Here is a 17145-nt window from a genome sequence, read left to right on the forward strand (position 1 = left end):
CCTCGGGCGGATCCACCGCCGCGGCCGGGGCGATGACGGCCGCCGGCGCCACCGTCAGCGCCGCCACCAATCCGGCGAGCAGCATGCTCACCGGTCTGCGCATGATCATCAGATCGCTCGCATCGCCGTGTATATGCCCATGATCCAGAAGGCGATCACCGGAATCAGCAGGATGAGCGCGTACTCCACCAGGTCGATGACTCGTCGCGTCACCGGAGACAGGCGCCGGCCAGGCAGCCGCAAGGCGGCGACACAGGCCGCCACCGCGGCGACGACGAGCACCCCGACGACAGCCAGTCGCGCGTAGTCGGTGCCGTACGCGCCGACGGTGACCGCCGCGACCCCCACCGTCGCGACCGCCGAGGCCGCGCACAGCGAAACCGCCTGCACCCGATCCGGATACCAGCGCGCTCGCATGACGAGAATGCCCGCCACGGCGGCGCCCAGCACGATCTCCCGGATACCACCGGGCGCCTGTTCGGCGGCCACGACCACACCTCCCGCAAGCAGCGCCGACACCGCCGCGATGAGACCGCGCAGGCTGGTCACGGCCAGCCGGGCGCGAGTTTCGATTCTCGTGTTGGGCCGCAGTTCCCGCTCCGGGTCGACGCTTTGATCGAGCTGATCGTCACGCACGGTTTCCGCGTCGAAGATGTCGGTCAGCGTGGCCGGCGCCACCTCGTTGCCGGGGTCCGGCAGATCCGGCGGCCGGATGCGCGCCGCGACCACTGCCAGTCGCGGTGCCGCGGTCAACAGCACCACAGCGGCGAAGACGATTCCGCCCGCGACCTTTTCGAGAGATACATCGAAGTAGGTCGGGACCAGTGCCGCGAAGGCCAGGACCACTCCGAGGGTCGCGACCGCGGTCAGCGCCGAGGTGCCGGAGTCGCTCGCACGCACCATCGTGACCGCGGCGACCGCGGCGACCACCGCGCCGGCCGCGATATTGGCCGCGGCGAAGCCACCCGGCTGGCCGTAGGCCGGCGGCACGAGCATCGCGCCGCCCGCGAAAAGCAGTGGCAGTGCGGACAATTCCAATCCGAGGACGACGCGTGCGGGCGTCCTGCCTCGTCCCGCGACCACGGCGGCGCCCCAGCAGGCGGCGCCCAGCAGCAGAGCGGGCAGACCGCACCACCACAGCGACCCGCTGCGAGTCCACGACCAGGACAACAGGACCGTCGCCACCACCGCGCCGACACCCAGCGCCGCGGAACCGACCGTGGCAACGGTTTCGGAATCGAACTCCGCGAATTCGCGCTCGTTGATCGCCGCGAGTGCGTCGGTGATGTCCTCGACGACCGGGGTGAACACCTCGGCCGACTCAACCACGGACAGCATCAGCACCGTGCCGTCGACCACGTCGTGGTCGGCCAGGCTGCGCCACCGCGGAATCGGCTGCTCACCGGGCCGGGCCAGGCTCCACTGACCCGCGGGTGGCGTGAAATCCACCGTCTCGTCGTCGATCGCGCGGTCGAGCACCCCGAGCAGGTCGTCGATGAAGGTCTCCACGGCGAACTTCGTCGGAACGACCACATCGACCTGATAGGTCGCGACCAGGACCGCGATCCGTGCCCGCGCCACCTCGGCCTGTTGTGCCGCCGCCCGTGGGGCGGCACCGGGCGCCGCGACGGCCGTGCTCATCGGCGGGCCCCGCTCGTCGCCGCTCCCGGATAGCCGGGGAATCCGTCACCGAGGCCGGCGGCGAGTTCCTCGAAGGCCAGCAGGGTGGTCTTGTCGAGCAGGCGCAGATCGATCTCACCGCCCTCGGCGAGATGCTCGTCGTACGGCACCACCCGCGTCGGGCGCTGCGCGGTGGCGAAGAGCTTCTCGATCTGTTCGACCTCTACGGTCGGCTTGACCGGCTGCTGATGCACGATCGCCACCACCGAACCGGCGATGAGATGTTGCAGCCCATGCGAATTCAGCCAGTTCAAGGTCGCGACGGCACCCTTCACGCCACCGACGGTCGGGGGTGTGACGACCACGATGGCATCACTGGTCTTCAGCACCATCTGGGTGATCGAATCGAGGACGCCGGTGCCGCAGTCGACGACCAGTAGGTTGTAGTGCCGCCGCAGCGTCTCCACGGCGACACCGAATTCCCGGCCGGACAGCGCCTCGATCGACTCGGTACTCCACGGCGAGGCCAGCACCGCCAGATCGGCGTTGTTGATGGACGTGAACGAATGCACCGCCGAGAACGCGTCGAGATTGGCGGCCTGCGCCATATCGCGCAGGGTCAGCCCGTAGGGGTGCGGCGCGGTACGCGAGGGCAGGTCACCGAAGTCGGGGTTGGCATCCACGGCGACCACGCGGTCGGGCCGCAGCCCGGCGAACGTGGATCCGAGGGTCGCCGCGATCGTGGTGCGGCCGACGCCGCCCTTCACACTGATCACCGCGATCTGATAGGGCGCGTTCAACTGCCGGCGGATCCGGGCGCGACGGTCCTCGGTGCGCTGTTCGGCCGGCGACAGTCCCAGATTGAAACCGACCTTGTTCAGCGCACCCCGCATGCCGCTCGTGGACTTGAGCTGGGCCCGGCGGGCAGCGGTGATATCGGCCAGCAGATCCATCGAGGTCAGGGTCGCCGGCAGCACCTCGACCCGGGCGGCGGCCTCGGCCTGGCTCAGCCGGTCCGGAAGCTGGGATCCACTCACTTGCGGTTGCTGCCAGGCCGCGGGACGACTCTCAGGGGTTGCCGGCTGCGGCGTCCACGATGTTTGCTCGGCGCTCGCGGTCCATGCCGCCGTAGTGCCCTGTCCGGTGGCGGACGGGGAATCCGGCTGCACCGCCGCGTAAGTCGCGGGGGTGCCGGCGTGCGTGGCACCGGCGGCGGACGTGGACGCCGGCGCCGGCGCGGATGTGGATGTCGCCGGTGCGCCCGTCTGCGACACCGCAGTCTGCGGCGCGGCAGTCTGCGGCGCGGCGGCGGATGTCTGCGGTGCGGCGGCAGATTGCGATGCGGCGGTGGGCGTGCGCGGGGCGGTGGTCGATCCCTGTGGTGCGGGGGTCGCCGCATGTGCCGCCCCGGCCTGCGCGGGGTTCGCGACGGGTCCGGACGTTGTGTTCTGTTGTCCCACCGTGGTGTTGGTTGTGCCGCTGTCGGGCCTGGGCGCGCCGGTGTTGCTCGATCCGCCGGGCGCCGGATTCCGCTCACCACTCGCACGCAGATCGCCGAAACCGCCGTAGCTCTCCCGCGCGAACGCGGCTCCCGCGGGCGGTACCGCCACGCCGCCGGGCGCGGGCGTGCCGGTCGGCCCGGTAGCCGGCTGGGGTGCGCCGACCGACGGTGAAATCGGTTGCGCGGCGGCCGCCGCCGATCCGGCGGAGGTTGGCGCCGCATCCGGTCTCGAGGCCGACCGCGGCATATCGTCGTTCGTCATTTCGGCGGCTCCGGCCCGCTCTGCCGATTCGGGGATCGGCGTGAAATAGGCGTCGTAACCACCCCGAGCCCGCACGGACTCGGCCGTATGCCCGTTCGTATCCGGTGCTCGGTTCATATCCTCATCCTTCTCGAAACCCGCTGCGAATTCAGCTGATTCGGCTGGTTTCGAACCAACTCCGGCTGGGTAAAAGGTTGATCAGCGCGGTGATCCCCGACCGGATCGCCGCGTCGTCGCCCGGTTGATAGGTCGACCAGAGTTCACCGTCCATTGCCACGCTCGGACTCACCACGAGCCGTCCGGAAACGGTGTCCAGCACGGAAAGACACACCTCCGGTCGCGGGTATTCCCCGTCGTGGTGCTCCAGCACGAGCACCTCCGCCCGCCGGAACACCTCGTTCAACGCTCGCTCGAGTATCGCCGCGGTCCGCGGCGGGGCGCCGAGTTCCGCGAAGGCGCGCCGTAATTCGGCCGGCTCGGCCGATTCGCCGAATTCGGTTGCGACGGCGGAGACCTGCGCGGACGACACCTGCCATGGTTCGAACGAGGCCGCGAGTGCCGACCCCAGTGCCGAGACGATCGCCCCGGCAAGGATGTCCAGATCCTCGTCCTGCTGGAACACCGACTGGAGCACGACATGGTCGTCGTTACGCACCGCCAGCACGTGATCGGGGCCCGAACGAACCAGCGACATCCGCAGCATGCCGCGTGGTTCCCCGTCCAGCCCCGTATCCACGATGCGAGCGGCCAGCTCCACATCCGGCCGGTACAGGCATTGCAGCCACCGCTCGACCACGGGATGTACTCGTCCGTCGTCGAGGAGTACGCCCGCGTCGGTGAGTTGAGTGGCCACCACCTCGTGGACCCGGTCCCGGTCCTCGATGCGGTAGATGTTCGGCAGCAATGCCAGCACCGGCGGATACGAGTCGATGCCGACCAGTGTTTTCAACAGCAGGGCGGCATCGACGTTGATTTCGACCGCGACGGGATCGTCGACCACCTGATCGTCGAGATGCAATGCCTAGATCTCGAGCGCCAGGAACCGGCCACCCTGCTGTTTGTCCGTGTCCTGCATCGCGCCACCGCTGGCGCAGTGCTTCTTCACGGTCGCGTTCAGGGCATGGAGCGCGTTGTTGTAGTCGGTGATCTTGTTCAGGAGCTCGTGGATCTTGGGGCCCCAACCTTGATCACCGGCTTCACCCGTGAAGGAGCTTTGCAGACCCTTCGCCAGCGAATCCAGCGCACCGTTGTTTTCCTGAATGTTCTTGACGATGTTGTCGAACGTCAGCGTGTGAGTGTCGACTTCACCGAACTTGTACTGCATTCCACCGGCCATGGCGAAAACCTTTCGGATAATTGATATGTGAATTACTGCGTTGCTCTAGAAGCCGATATCGACTTTTCCTGACATGGTGCTGCTCGCGATGTTGCCGGCACCGGCGCCCATGTCCGTACCGAGAGCCTGCGCACCACCGTGCAACTGCTCCTGCTGCCGGATGAGATCGGCGTATGCGTCCATGTCGGCGGCACTGAATTTGTGTGCCGAATCGACCAGAACATTGAGAATGTCCTGGAACGCGTTGCCCAGCCGGTTGCCCTTGTCCAGCGCATTCTGCATGGACGAGGCGATCGCCGGTGTGGCCTGCGGGCTCCGCACCGCGGCCTCCAGCTCGTCCTTGACCGCGAGCAGGGCCTTGAGGTATCCCTCGTGGTTACCCTGCAGGCCGATGCCCTTCTGAGCGGCGGGGATCAACTCGTGGGGATCGCCGTTGAAGACGTAACTCATCTGTGGTTCCTTTCCGGTGTTGAATTACACGCGACCTCGGTCTTGTTCACCGGGGACGTTCGGGGGTGGCCGGAATCGCCGCATCGTCATCGATGCGCTCGATCACACCGACCGCGAGTTGAGGTTCCAATACCGGGTCTTCTCTACGGTCGCCGGCGTATTCGATAACTCCGACGAGCGGAACCTTCTCCAGGACGGGCACGTCCATCGGCTCACCCGGTACGAAGACCGCCGACTTGGATTTGCGCTCCTCGTCCTTGCGGCGTCGCATCTGTGCCTTGGGTGCCGTTGCCCCGCGCGTAGGGCCCTGGCGCGGAGGCACAGTCGTGGGCTGACCGTCCGCGGCGCCGAAGGCACGGAACGACGCGGGATTCCAGTTACCGGGCATCCGGAATCCGGTGGCGGCGCCGGGCATCGAGCCGACACCACCGCGCATCATCGAAAAGGCCACCGCGCTACCGATTCCGCCGGTCAGGCCGGCAAGGGTGGGCGATGTCGCCGACATGCCGTACAGGCCGTCCTGCCCGGCCATCGGATCGTCACCGTATCCTTCGCCGCCGCTTTGGCCGTAATCCGACATCGGCGACAGCGCGTCCGTTGCCCCGGTGGGGTCGGACAACCCGCTGTCCGGGCCCGTGCCGGTGGGATCGGTCCCTTGCGGCCCGTCACCCGGGCCCGACGGGTCGTGGGTGCCACCCGAGGATTGGTCACCCCCGCCCGAATGAGAGTTGCTCGTCGAGGTGTTCTGATTCCCGGTGGTGGAGTGCGAATTACCGCCGGTGTCGGTGATAGTCGAATGCTGGTAGGCGGTGGGCCGCGGCGTCGTCGTCGTGTCCGGGGCCATCTTGTACTGCATATCCGGCGGCGGTGCGCCACCACCGACGATCGGTGGTGCCGTGAGCGGCTTCGGGAGGGCGGCCAGCGCGGGCACCACGGTACCCGCGTAACCGTCCATGACGAGAGCCGCCTCCGGCCAGATCACGAACAAGTACTCGAGTTCGTTGGCCGCGAGCGCCGCACTGGTCGCGGCCAGCATCGCACCTCCCACCACAGCGCCCGCCGGACCCGCGGTGGAAATGGCACTCGCCGTAGCCATGTTGGCGAGCAACATTTTGCGCTCCGCCTTGTTCGCTTCCAAATGGATCTTGACCAGAGTCATCGCACCGCGCGCGCCCTTCGCCGCGGCAGCCACCTCGCCCACGAGCGCGGCGGCGGCGCCGGCTACTGCGGCCTGTTCCTGCAGCCATGCCGCATGCTTCTGGAATGCCGCCCGCGCCTTGTCCGCCGACATGCCCTGCCACGAGCCGGAGATCGTCGCCATCGTCGCCTCGGTATCGGCCGCCGCGGCATTCAGTTGCGCCGCGAGGTCCGCGTAGGCGGTGGAGGTCGCGGACGTCGATGCCGGACCCGGACCGCTCAGTAATCGAGAGGTATTGATCTCCGGCGGTAGCGCATGGAAGTCGAAAAGGAACGCCATGACATCAACCTCGGCTCGCCGATCGCTGGCTACACGTTGAATATCGGGCCGTGCGTGGCGACATCGGCGCCGGCGAGGATGTCGCTACCCGAATACGCGGTGCCCACCTCGGGCATCACGGCCGAGGCCTGGGTCTGCAGCACGGCGCCGTGCGCGGTTGTCGAGAAAAAGCCTTCGCCCCACGGGTTCAACACCTCCGGGATCATCAGGCTCACATCATCGATGCCCGGCGGCAGCGGTTGACAGGCCGGCATGTGGGCTCCGAGAGCGCCCTGTAATCCCGTGGCGGTGAATTCGATTTGCGAGGCGATAGCCGGGAAGTTCTCAGGAGTGACATTGAGATACATCGACCTCTCCTAACGACGATACCGCCTCCGACGAGCGGTACAGGATGAACGCTAAGGCATCCCCAATGTTGGGAAGATGTCGGTGATCTCACTCTTCGGTCGGTGTCCACGCGGCTTGCACGAGATCGCGCCGCGAATGCAGTGGCTCCACCAGAATTCCGCGACCGAGCGGTTGTTTCGTTGCCTTCACGTCGCCGATGAGCATTCCGTCGAGCTTGGTGCCGTCCATGATCAGGCCCGAGCAGTTCAGGTTCTTGATCTGACCCATGATGTTGTCGTACATCGCCGAATCCGCTTGCGCGATATTACGTCCCACGATGATGTGCAGACCCGTGTCACGGCCGTCGACGATGATGTCCTTCAGCGGATCGAGCGGATTGAGCATGCCGCGCTGCGCGACCATGTGGTAATCGTCGATCACCACGAATATCTCCGGTCCGCTCCACCACGAGCGCTCCTTGAGCTGCTGCGAGGTCACGCCGTCCGGAGGCCGCCGACTGCGAATCTTGTCCGCGAATCCCGGCAGGCCTTCCTGCAGATCCCGCTCGCTGGTCAGATAGCCGATCAACCGTTCGTCGGGAACCACGTCCATATGCTGGCGACGGTAGTCGATCAGCAGGATACGCGCCTGATCCGGGCCGAAACGCCGGTCGATCGAACGCATCAGATCCGCCAGTACCGTGGACTTTCCGCATCCGGGTGATCCGACCACGATGAAGTGCGTGGAAACGCCGAAATCCACTGCCGCCACGCCCAAATCGGATTCGCGCACACCGAACGGAGTCACCAGCTGCTGAGCCAGACTCGTCGGTTCCGGCACAACGTCGTGAATACGATCCAATTCGATTTTCGACGGCAGCAGCCGGACCTCGGGTGCGCGCCGGCCCTCGTAGCGGCGGTTGAGTTCTTCGCCCGCGGCCGCCAGCCCGGCCGCCGCGGACTCCGGATCTCCGACGCCGTCGATACGCGGCAGCGCCGTCAACATGTGCAAGGCTTCGCTGGAAATACAGCGTCCCGGCCGGTCCGGCGGAATGGACGCGACAATGGCGCGGTGGCTGCCGAATACGGTATCGGTGAGGTCGCCCAAACGCATTTCCAGCCGGGTCTGCAGCAGGTCCTTGATCGCCGGCCGGATCGCCGCCCAGCGCGAACTGCTCAGGACCAGGTGGACGCCGTAGTTGAGGCCTTGCAGCGCAATGGATTCGATGACCGGTGAATATTCGTCGTAGAACGGTCCGTTGACCGCGAATCCGATATCCCAGCCGTCGATGACGAGGAAAACGTCCCCGTGCGCGTCCCCGTACGCGGTCAGTTTCTCGGATTCGACGGGATCGGCTCGCCGCCTGCGGAATTCGCGCATGCTGTCGATCCCGAGTTCGGTGAACATCGACTGCCGGTAGGCCAGTAGGTTCGTCACCAGCGCGAAGGTGCGGCGCACGCGGTCCACGTCCCGGGCCGACGCCACCGACCCGACGTGCGGGATGGCGCGAAGGCTGGACAGACCTCCGCTGAAGTCCAGGCAGTAGAACTGCACCTGCTCCGGGCTGTGCGTCATGGCCGCGGAGACGACCAGGGTTTGCAGCGCGGTCGACTTACCCGACTGCGGCCCACCGACGATCGCCATGTGTCCACCACCGGCGGACAGGTCCACCGACCACACGTCCTGGCGCTGCTGCCGCGGTTTGTCGACGATCGCCAGCGGCAGCTGCAACGTACCGGGTTGAACCGCCGGCACCAGACGCTCCAGGGTGGCCGGAATGCCCAACGGCGGCAACCACATCGCGTGCGCTCGGCGTCCGTGCCCGGCGTACTGCTGCAGGACCGTCTCCATCAGGGTGACCGGTTCGGCCTCCGGAGCTTCGGGGCGGGTGACGACCGGAGCCGGGGCCACCGGTTCGACACGGCTCGGCGCGATGTAGGCAGCGGTGAAGGCCTGTGGGGGACGGTATCCCCCACCGGGGCGGCGCGCGCGCTGTGTCCCCAACGCCGCGGCTTGGGCGGGCGGGGTGTACGGCGCGCCGACGTAGGCGGCTTGGAAGCGCTGCAGATCACCGGATCCGACCCGGAGATATCCGGCGCCGGGCTTCTTCGGCAGGTGATAGGCGTCGGCGGTGCCGATGGCGTCGCGGGAGTCACTGGTCTGGTTGGTGCGCAACGCGACTCGATACGACAGGTGCGCCTCGAGTTCACCCATGCGGTTGGCCGGCACCTTCTGCGAGGCCAGCAGCAGATGGATGCGCAGCGACCGGCCCAGACGGCCGATGGCGACGAACAGTTTCGAGAAGTTGGGATGCTGTTCGAGCAGTTCGGCGAATTCGTCGAGGATGATCAGCAGCGTCGGCAGCGGCGGCAGTTGCGCGCCCTGTTCGCGGGCCCGCTCGTAGTCCGCCACACTGGCGAAATTGCCGGCGTCGCGCAGAATACGTTGCCGCCGGGCCATTTCACCGCTGATGACGTCTTCCATACGGGTGACGAGGTCGGCTTCTTCCTCCATATTGGTGACGACCGCGGTGACGTGATGCAGCCGGTCGAAACCGAGGAAGGTCGCACCACCCTTGAAGTCGACCAGCAGCAGGTTCAGCACATCCGGCGAGTGCGTGGCGATCGCCGAAAGGACAAGGGTACGAAGGAATTCCGACTTTCCGGAACCGGTGGCGCCGATGCACATACCGTGCGGCCCCATACCTTCTTCGGCGGATTCCTTGATGTCGAGGTACACCACCTGGCCGGTCGGATCGTGACCGAACGGGATGTTGAGCCGGCCGCGGTCACTGTCGCGGCGGCGGGGCCACTGCCGCTCCACCCGGATCGCGCCCGGGTCGAGAACACCGACCATCTCCTCCCACGAGGTCCCGCCGCTGGTCTGCTCCGCGGTGACCGCCTCGACCACACTCGACAGCCGATACGAGGAGATACTGCGAGCCAGTGCGGTGATCGCGGTGACCGACATGGTGTCGCCGACACCGACCGCCCGCAAACCTCGCGAGGTGACCTCCTGCAGGCGCCGGTCCTCGTCGACGACGAACTTCAGCGCCCGCGGCAGATTCTGTTCCCCGACACCCAGCCGCAGCCAGGTGCAGCCGTCGACGCCGGAGATGTCTCGTTCGTTGGTCGGCCCGTCGGTGTCGACGAGCAGCAGATAGTGGGTGCGATCCATGGTCGGCTGGGTGTTGGCCGAGAACGGCCCGCGATTGAGGCCGGCGAGCACCTTGGAGCGCAATTCCCCTACCGACCGATACACCATCCGGCTGGATCCGATGGCGTCCGTATCATTGGGGTGCTGCGTATGCGGCAGCCATTTGAGCCAATTCCATTCCGGCGCATCGGGATCCGACAGCACCGCCGCGATGGCAACCTGATCCGGCCCGTGCAGGACGACGATCTCGGCGATCATCGCGCGCACCAACGCGGCCATGGCGTCGTGGTCGCCGTCGAATCCGACCTGCGGAACCGACAGCAGATTGATCGCCACCGGCATGCCGCCGACCGTGGAGTACGCCTTGGCGAACCGGGTCACCTCGACCACGCCGACCGGGTCCAGGTCGGAGGTCGGCGCCGCCTCGGGAACGATGACGCGCACCTGGTTCGCGATCCGCCCCCGGCCGATGCGCACGCGCAGGAACTGCGGGCTGGACACCTGCACTTCCCACATGCGTTTGCCACCGACGAGGCGGGACAGCTCGGCGGGACCCGGGTGCGTGTAGCGCAGATAGTCGTAGAGTTCGGCCTCGGCGGCGTGCACGGTCTTGCGGTTCTCGGCGATCGAGCGCAGATAGTCCTTGCGTTCCTCGTTGAGTCCCGCCGCGCCGCCACCGCCGTTGCCGCTCAACGCGCCGCCCATCATGCCGAACATCGACACGACCATCATCATCGGGAAGAACAGCATGGTCGGTGAGAACGATCCGCCGTTGCGGAACATCATCACCATCATCCCGCCCATACCGGCCATCATGACCACCGGCATGATCATCCGGATTCGCGACGCCGGAACGGGTTTGGGCAGTTCGGTGGGTGGTTGCAGGCGTAACTCGGTGACCGCGGGCGCCTTGGGGCCCTTCACCGTGCGCGCGGGCCGTACGAAGCGCCGGGTCGTCGTCACTAGGCTCCTCCCCCGGTTTTCTCCGGTAGGCCGACCGCGGCCTTGTCGGGTGCGATTCCGTCGTGCTGGATACGGGCGTCCGCGGTCGACAGGGTCGGGCCGACGGCGAACAGGGACACGATGCTCCAGGGCGCGGGCACCGGCGCCTGCAGGCCGAGGGCGGCGAGGGTGTGGTCACCCGCACCGGTTCCGACATTGATCCCGTACCGCACACCGCTGTCGGAGATCCAGAACAGCGATTCCCGCAGCGGGGAGTTCGGATCGTTTCCGGTCAGCTGGACGAACCGGCCGGAGCTGCGCGGCAGATAGGCGGCATCGGCGGTGGCGCCATGCGAGGTGGGTGCGGTGACCAGCGGTACGACCTGACTCTGTTCGGCGCCCGGCAGCGGCAGTTGCCGTCCGACCAAGGCGCGCGTGACGGCATTCGCCTCGGTCGCTCCGCGTGACCAGTGGAAGCAGGTGACGCCGAATTTCTCCGGATCGGCCAGCGTGACCGGCCGGCTCGGGTAGGTCGAGGTGCCGGGCCAGGAACCGGGACGCAAATTCTGGGCCACCGCGTCGGGGCCGACGGTCATACTCGCCACGGCGCCACGGGAATTCGAGTTGCGAATCATCGCGGCCAGGACGGAACCGACCTGGACCAGCCCGGATTGGGAGACCAGATAGTAGGACGCGCCCCGCCCGGGATTCGACACCGTCACCACCGAGCCGACGGGCGCGGAAATACCGCCCTTCAGCACGGCGGGCTCGCCGGCGCCGGGCACCTCCGGCACACGCAACGGCGGTACCTCCGGAATCGCGGCGATCAATCCCCTCGAAGCCTCGATCACCGGTGCGGTGGCATCGATGCCGAGAGCCAGGGTGACCGCCGAATCGGCGAGGTTGATCGCCGCTCGCACGACGCCGTGATCACCGTTGTTGTAGACCAGCCACGTGTCGTCGTCCTGGCGCAGCAGACGCGCCTCGTCGGCGCCCAGATCGCGGATCGCGCCGTCACCCTCCGGTTGCACGGTCAGCTCGCCACCGATCACGGTGGTCCGCACCCCCGCCCCGGCGGTGGGCAAACCGGTTCGCTGGTCGACGGGCGCGGCGGCGCCGATGCGCGCGGTATCGCACACCGCCCACGAGGAGTCCCGGCCGCCCGTATCGCTCATCACGCCCGGTGCACCCGGAATCCCCACCCACGGACCGCGCGGATACTTCGCGAGCTCGTCGCGGGAGACGGGTACCGGATTGGCCGCCATGCCGGTGATCAGCCGCGCCGAGGACAGATTCAGCGTGGGATACAGGCGGTTGTCGACCTTGACGAACAGCGCGCCGGAATCCTTGTCGGACACGATATTCGCCTGTCCGACCTGCTTGGCCGGTTTGAAGAACGCCATCACCGCGGCACCGGCGACGACCACGCAGGCCAGGGCGATGCCGATGGACAAGGCGGTGGAACGGCCCCGCTGCGGATCGTCGACCATGGAGGCATCGCGCCGGACCAGCGCGTGCTCGATCCGGCGCAACAGGAACCGCCACCCCGAGATCTGGTGTTTGGTCACCACCCGGAAGCGGGCCATGGGTCAGCTCGTCGGCGCCAGCCCCGCCAGGGCGGCAGTGATGTCGAACGCGTCGACGGTCATCAGTTCCTCGTTGGACATATTCGCGATATCGGCGTTGTCACGCGTGAACCGGTAGTCGCGTTCGGCCTCGGCCGCCTCCACCACATTGCGGACGAACCGGCCGTTACCGGCCAGATCGATCAGGCGGCGGCCGTTGCGGGTCTGCTGCGCGAGTTCCGCGCAGCGGTCCCGCAGTACCTCGCGCGCCTGGTCGGACAGGATCGAATCCTTCTTGCGCGCAATGTGATCGGCGATCTGGACCAGTTCGTCGGCATCGTAACTGGCGAACCGGATGCGCTTGGTGAAGCGGGAGGCCAGACCGTCGTTGGACGCCAGGAAGCGGTCGATCTGGTCCTCGTAGCCGGCGATGACCACCACGAGTTTGTCGCGGTCGTTCTCCATCCGGGCCAGCAGCGTATCGACGGCTTCCTTACCGAAGGCGTCGCCGCCGGACAGTCCCTCCTGAATCAGGGTGTAGGCCTCGTCGATGAACAGCACGCCACCGAGGGCCGAGTCGATCAGCGCATTGGTCTTGGGCGCGGTGTGGCCGAGGTGAGTGCCGACCATATCGTTACGCGAGACCTCGATGACGTCGGCGTTCTCCACCACACCCAGGCCCGCGAAGATCTTGGCGATCACCCGGGCGATGGTCGTCTTACCGGTACCGGGCGGGCCGGAGAAGATCAGGTGCTGGGTCTTGGATTCCACCGCCAGGCCGCGTTTGGCGCGAACCTGATCCATCAGGACCCCGGACTTGAGCCGCTCGACCTGTTCCTTGACCGAGTCCATGCCGATCTGCGCCGCCAGCAGATCCGACGCCTCGGCCAGCAGGGTGTCGCGCTCGGCCTTGGCCGCGGTGGCGGCCACCTCGGCCGGGTCGTCGCCCGAGGACGGATCCCAGACGTTCGTCCGAGAGCCGATCACCTCGGGGGTCACCACATCGAAGCGATAGGTCTTGTCGCGCACGGCGCGCTGCCACAGCGGCCGCTCGGACCACAGCGCAGACCCTTGCAGACCCGCCAGAACCTTCTCGGCGGCATCGTGGTCGCCGTTGTGCCGCAACAACATTCCGAGCAGGAAGTGCGCATCCGCCCAGATGTAGGACAGGCTTCCGGAGGCGCTGTCCTCGACGATGCGCTGGGCGCGCGGCATGGCTTCGCCGAATCGTCCCATCCGCGCGAGGGATTCGGCGGCCATCAACTCGGCGGCGATATCGAGCAGGCCGTCCTCGAGAACCGGTTTGGCCGTGCGCGCGGCCAGCAGATCCGGCCAGCGATCGGTGCGGTAGTACAGCGACATGCGAACGAAATCGGAAACGTCGTCGCTGGGCACCTGATCGAGAATGGCCGCGGCCTCTTCCCATTCGCCGCCCTGGGCGTACGAGCACGCCTGCGCGATCGCGATCTGATCGCGGTCGGCCATCGCCACCCGCAGCCCGTACATACCGAGCTCCACCTGACACCACAGCGCGCGATCGACCAATCCGGCGCGCTGTTGATCCCGGTACAGGTTGTGCACCGACCGGTAGGCGCCGTAGATGACTTCGGAGGTGATCTCCCCCGCCATCGCGCGCCCCAGCCAGGCATCGCACATATCCGGATCCAGATCGGTGGCGGCCCGGAACGCCGCCAACGCATTGTCTTCGTTGCGAACCCCGCCGGCAACCAATCCCAGTGATTGAACACCCGTGTAGAACGCGTCCTCGGCCGCTGACACCTGGACATCCCTTCCGCCGCACTCGCCTGCCCGAACGATAGACACCCAGGCCGCCAGCCGTGGGAGCGCTATTCCCAGTCTTGGGAAATGCGAGCGAAGCGTCACGGTTCGCGACAGCACCGGCGGTTTCGCCGAATCCCCTGGGAGCGAGACGTTTTCCCACCGGCGCCGCCACCACGCGGATCGGCGGCCCACGCAGGGACCAACACTTATTCGGCGAGCCGTCGTAAGACGTGCCGTCATTCAACGGTATATTGAGACGCGGGTCGGCAGTCCTCATCCTGACGGCCCGAACCTCGGGGCGGCGGCCGTGAGCCGCGATCCGGCAACCGACCGCCGTGGGGTGCAGGCCCGCAGCCCTGCACGGGCCGGTATCACCCACCGATGCCGGCCACCCGCCCGGCGGCCGGTGGTGTCAGCAGACCACCGGCCGCTCCCACCTCGAAGACAACTCACATGACGCGGACGACGACGGCTTCACTGGGCATTCTCGCCCACCGTACGGTCGCACCCGAGTACGGCGCCTCGATCACCATCCCGTTCCCGGCGGCGAGCTGCACATGCTCGGGCCCGCGCGCGGAGAACGAATCGGCCGGGAAGACCAGATCACCTGGCCGCACATCGCGAGGCGAAATTCGCTCCCCGCAGTAGATCTGCTCATATGTCGTGCGCGGCAAGTGAACTCGGCCGTCGGTCGCTTCCGCGACCGCGTACTGGGTCAGCCCCGAACAGTCGAAGCCGCCGCCGCTCGGTCCGCCGGCGCCACCACCGCCCCATACGTAGGGCGTGCCCAGCCAGGCGCTCGCCGCACTCACCGCCTTGCCGCCGGCGGTGCCGTCCGACGGAACCGGACGACTGCGCACCGCGCTCGGGCGTGCACCACCACCCCCACCGCCACCGGCCCGGGTTCGTATCCGGGAGCGACGCCGACTGCGGCCCGCGGGCGTGATCCGCCGGTGGACCGGAGCCGGGGCGGACGGCGGCTGGATCGTCGCCGCGTGCCGGTGCGCCGCGGCCACATCGGCGTCCACCTGTTTGGTCGCGTCGGCGATGGTGGCGTGCGCGGCGTTCAACATTGCCGGACCGCTGAACCGCAGATCGCCGACACCCGCGATGGCTTGCAGCCGCGATTGCAGGTCGGCGATCCGGTTGTTGAGCGCATTGCGTCCGGTGACCGTGCCGTCGCCGGCGGCGGCGACCGCCTTGTGCACGACCGCGTCCTTACCCGCCTGGGACTCGGCGATCGATACCTGCATGCCGCGGGCGTCACTGTAGTGGCGGGCGATGGAGCCGTTGTGGCTGTTGTCCATATTCGCGACGGTGGTCGAGACCGTGCCGGCCGTACCCGGTGCGGGACTGCCCTGGCCGTACAGCCCGAGCAGTGAGTTCAGCACCCCGTTGAGATCGGTGGTCAGATCAGGCGCCATGCCATCGCCCCGCCCTCACTCATCCGCCCGCCTCCTGTGCCGGCGCCGCTGGATGGCCGACGTGAATTCCAGATCTCCCGCACTCGGGAGACTGGTTTCCGACTATGCGACACCGATCGTGTTATGGCGAAACGACCGAGCTTCCCATTTGCGGGAAGCGCCGACAATGATGTCGTCGGTGGCGGAAAGGATTGTCGGGCATGGCGGAGATGGATATCGACCCCGCGGGGCTGCGCCAACTGGCACAACAACACACCAAGGTCGCGGGAGTCACCCTCGTACAGGCAGACCCCGCCACAGCCATCGCTCCCGGGGAGAAGCCGCCTACGGATGGCAAACCGGGCGATAAGCCCCCCACCGACGGCAAACCGGGCGACAAACCTCCCACCGGCGACAAACCTCCCACCGACGGCAAACCCGGTGACAAACCCGGAACCGACCACACGACCGGTGGGCCCACGCCGAAACCCACCCCGACAGCGGACGGCGTCGGTCAGCACTACGGCAAGCCGATCGAACTCGACCCGCCACCGGGTGCGTCGCCGGCCCTGACGAGTTTCGTCGCACTGGCGGAAACCGCGATCCAGACCACTGTGGATCTGCTGGGGCGTGGCATGACCACGCCGCCGCCCAATGTGAACGATCTGCTCACCACCACCGTCTATCAGAACCTGGGCAAAGGCGAGGCCAGCGACGTCTACCAGCAGACCCTGACCAAGGTCCGGGCCCGCCAAAGCTACCTGCTGCAGATGGACGCCGAGGTCGTCAAAACGTCTATCAAGGTCAAGGACGGTAAGGATCAGACGCTGGCCGCTGTCATGGCCGACGTGAACAAGTTGAAGGATGCTCTCAAGGTCGATCTGCGGCCGCTCAGCAAGAAGCTGAAGGCGGCCAAAGAGCTCAAACTCATGGAGCAGATCGCCGACACCCTGGACTCGGTGTGCCAGAAGGTTTCCGCCGTCGCCGAATACAACGCGAACATGGCCGGTGGTGGCAACAGCAAGAGCGGATCCGGTCAGGGCTCCGGCTCCGGCAACGGTTCCGGTGCGTCGAGCGGTACCGCAACATCCGGCGGCGCCGCGCAGGCCGGCGCCGGCGGCGGCGACGGTGGGTTGGGCGGGCTCGCGCAGATGCTGGGTCCGCTGGCCATGATGTTGCCGATGGGTCTGATGTCCCTGGCGCCGATGGTGCAGCAGTTCATCCAGAACAACGCCGAACAGCACCAGAAGGAAGAGGAGCGCAAGGAGCGCGAAGCGGAGAAGGCGCAGCAGAACGGCGCCGCACCCAACGCGCAAGCCGCGCC

Annotated in this window: 11 protein-coding genes and 1 pseudogene; 1 reads left to right on the top strand and 11 read right to left on the bottom strand. The window is 67.2% G+C overall.

What is annotated here, in order from left to right; genetic code table 11:
• Window positions 1-108 precede the first annotated feature (108 nt).
• The 11 genes from eccD to NE2_RS37515 form a co-directional block, all read right to left on the bottom strand.
• Window positions 109-1641, bottom strand: a complete 1533-nt coding sequence (gene eccD / locus NE2_RS33475; RefSeq protein ID WP_063032655.1) for a type VII secretion integral membrane protein EccD — start codon at window positions 1639-1641, stop codon at window positions 109-111.
• The gene (locus NE2_RS37390; protein WP_233429966.1) at window positions 1638-3500 is read right to left on the bottom strand and encodes a CpaE/TadZ family protein; all 1863 of its coding nucleotides are present in this window, start codon (window positions 3498-3500) and stop codon (window positions 1638-1640) included. The genes eccD and NE2_RS37390 overlap by 4 nt, the downstream gene beginning before the upstream one ends.
• Before the next feature lie 31 nt (window positions 3501-3531).
• Window positions 3532-4401, bottom strand: coding sequence for an ESX secretion-associated protein EspG (locus NE2_RS33485; RefSeq protein ID WP_228831516.1), 870 nt, complete (start codon window positions 4399-4401; stop codon window positions 3532-3534).
• Window positions 4402-4404: 3 nt separating this feature from the next.
• On the bottom strand, window positions 4405-4719 hold the full coding sequence (locus tag NE2_RS33490; protein WP_030518532.1) for a WXG100 family type VII secretion target: 315 nt from the start codon (window positions 4717-4719) through the stop codon (window positions 4405-4407).
• 45 nt (window positions 4720-4764) lie between these two features.
• On the bottom strand, window positions 4765-5169 hold the full coding sequence (locus NE2_RS33495) for a hypothetical protein (RefSeq protein ID WP_063032657.1): 405 nt from the start codon (window positions 5167-5169) through the stop codon (window positions 4765-4767).
• Between the two features lie 46 nt (window positions 5170-5215).
• The gene (locus NE2_RS33500) at window positions 5216-6646 is read right to left on the bottom strand and encodes a PPE domain-containing protein (RefSeq protein ID WP_063032659.1); all 1431 of its coding nucleotides are present in this window, start codon (window positions 6644-6646) and stop codon (window positions 5216-5218) included.
• A 29-nt stretch (window positions 6647-6675) separates the two neighbouring features.
• Window positions 6676-6993: a PE domain-containing protein gene (locus tag NE2_RS33505; RefSeq protein ID WP_030518535.1), complete on the bottom strand. Its 318-nt coding sequence runs from the start codon at window positions 6991-6993 to the stop codon at window positions 6676-6678.
• Window positions 6994-7081: 88 nt separating this feature from the next.
• On the bottom strand, window positions 7082-11092 hold the full coding sequence (gene eccCa / locus NE2_RS33510) for a type VII secretion protein EccCa (RefSeq protein WP_063032661.1): 4011 nt from the start codon (window positions 11090-11092) through the stop codon (window positions 7082-7084).
• Window positions 11092-12657: a type VII secretion protein EccB gene (gene eccB, locus NE2_RS33515; protein ID WP_063032663.1), complete on the bottom strand. Its 1566-nt coding sequence runs from the start codon at window positions 12655-12657 to the stop codon at window positions 11092-11094. Before eccB ends, eccCa begins: the two co-directional genes overlap by 1 nt.
• 3 nt (window positions 12658-12660) lie before the next feature.
• Window positions 12661-14415: a type VII secretion AAA-ATPase EccA gene (gene eccA, locus NE2_RS33520; RefSeq protein ID WP_063019203.1), complete on the bottom strand. Its 1755-nt coding sequence runs from the start codon at window positions 14413-14415 to the stop codon at window positions 12661-12663.
• 452 nt (window positions 14416-14867) lie between these two features.
• On the bottom strand, window positions 14868-15842 hold the full coding sequence (locus NE2_RS37515; RefSeq protein WP_063032665.1) for a C40 family peptidase: 975 nt from the start codon (window positions 15840-15842) through the stop codon (window positions 14868-14870).
• A gap of 200 nt (window positions 15843-16042) precedes the next feature.
• Between NE2_RS37515 and NE2_RS33530 the strand changes: the two are divergent.
• Window positions 16043-17145, top strand: a pseudogene (locus NE2_RS33530) (hypothetical protein); the annotation flags it as partial.

Source organism: Nocardia elegans NBRC 108235, from assembly GCF_001612845.1.
GTDB classification, from domain to species: domain Bacteria; phylum Actinomycetota; class Actinomycetes; order Mycobacteriales; family Mycobacteriaceae; genus Nocardia; species Nocardia nova.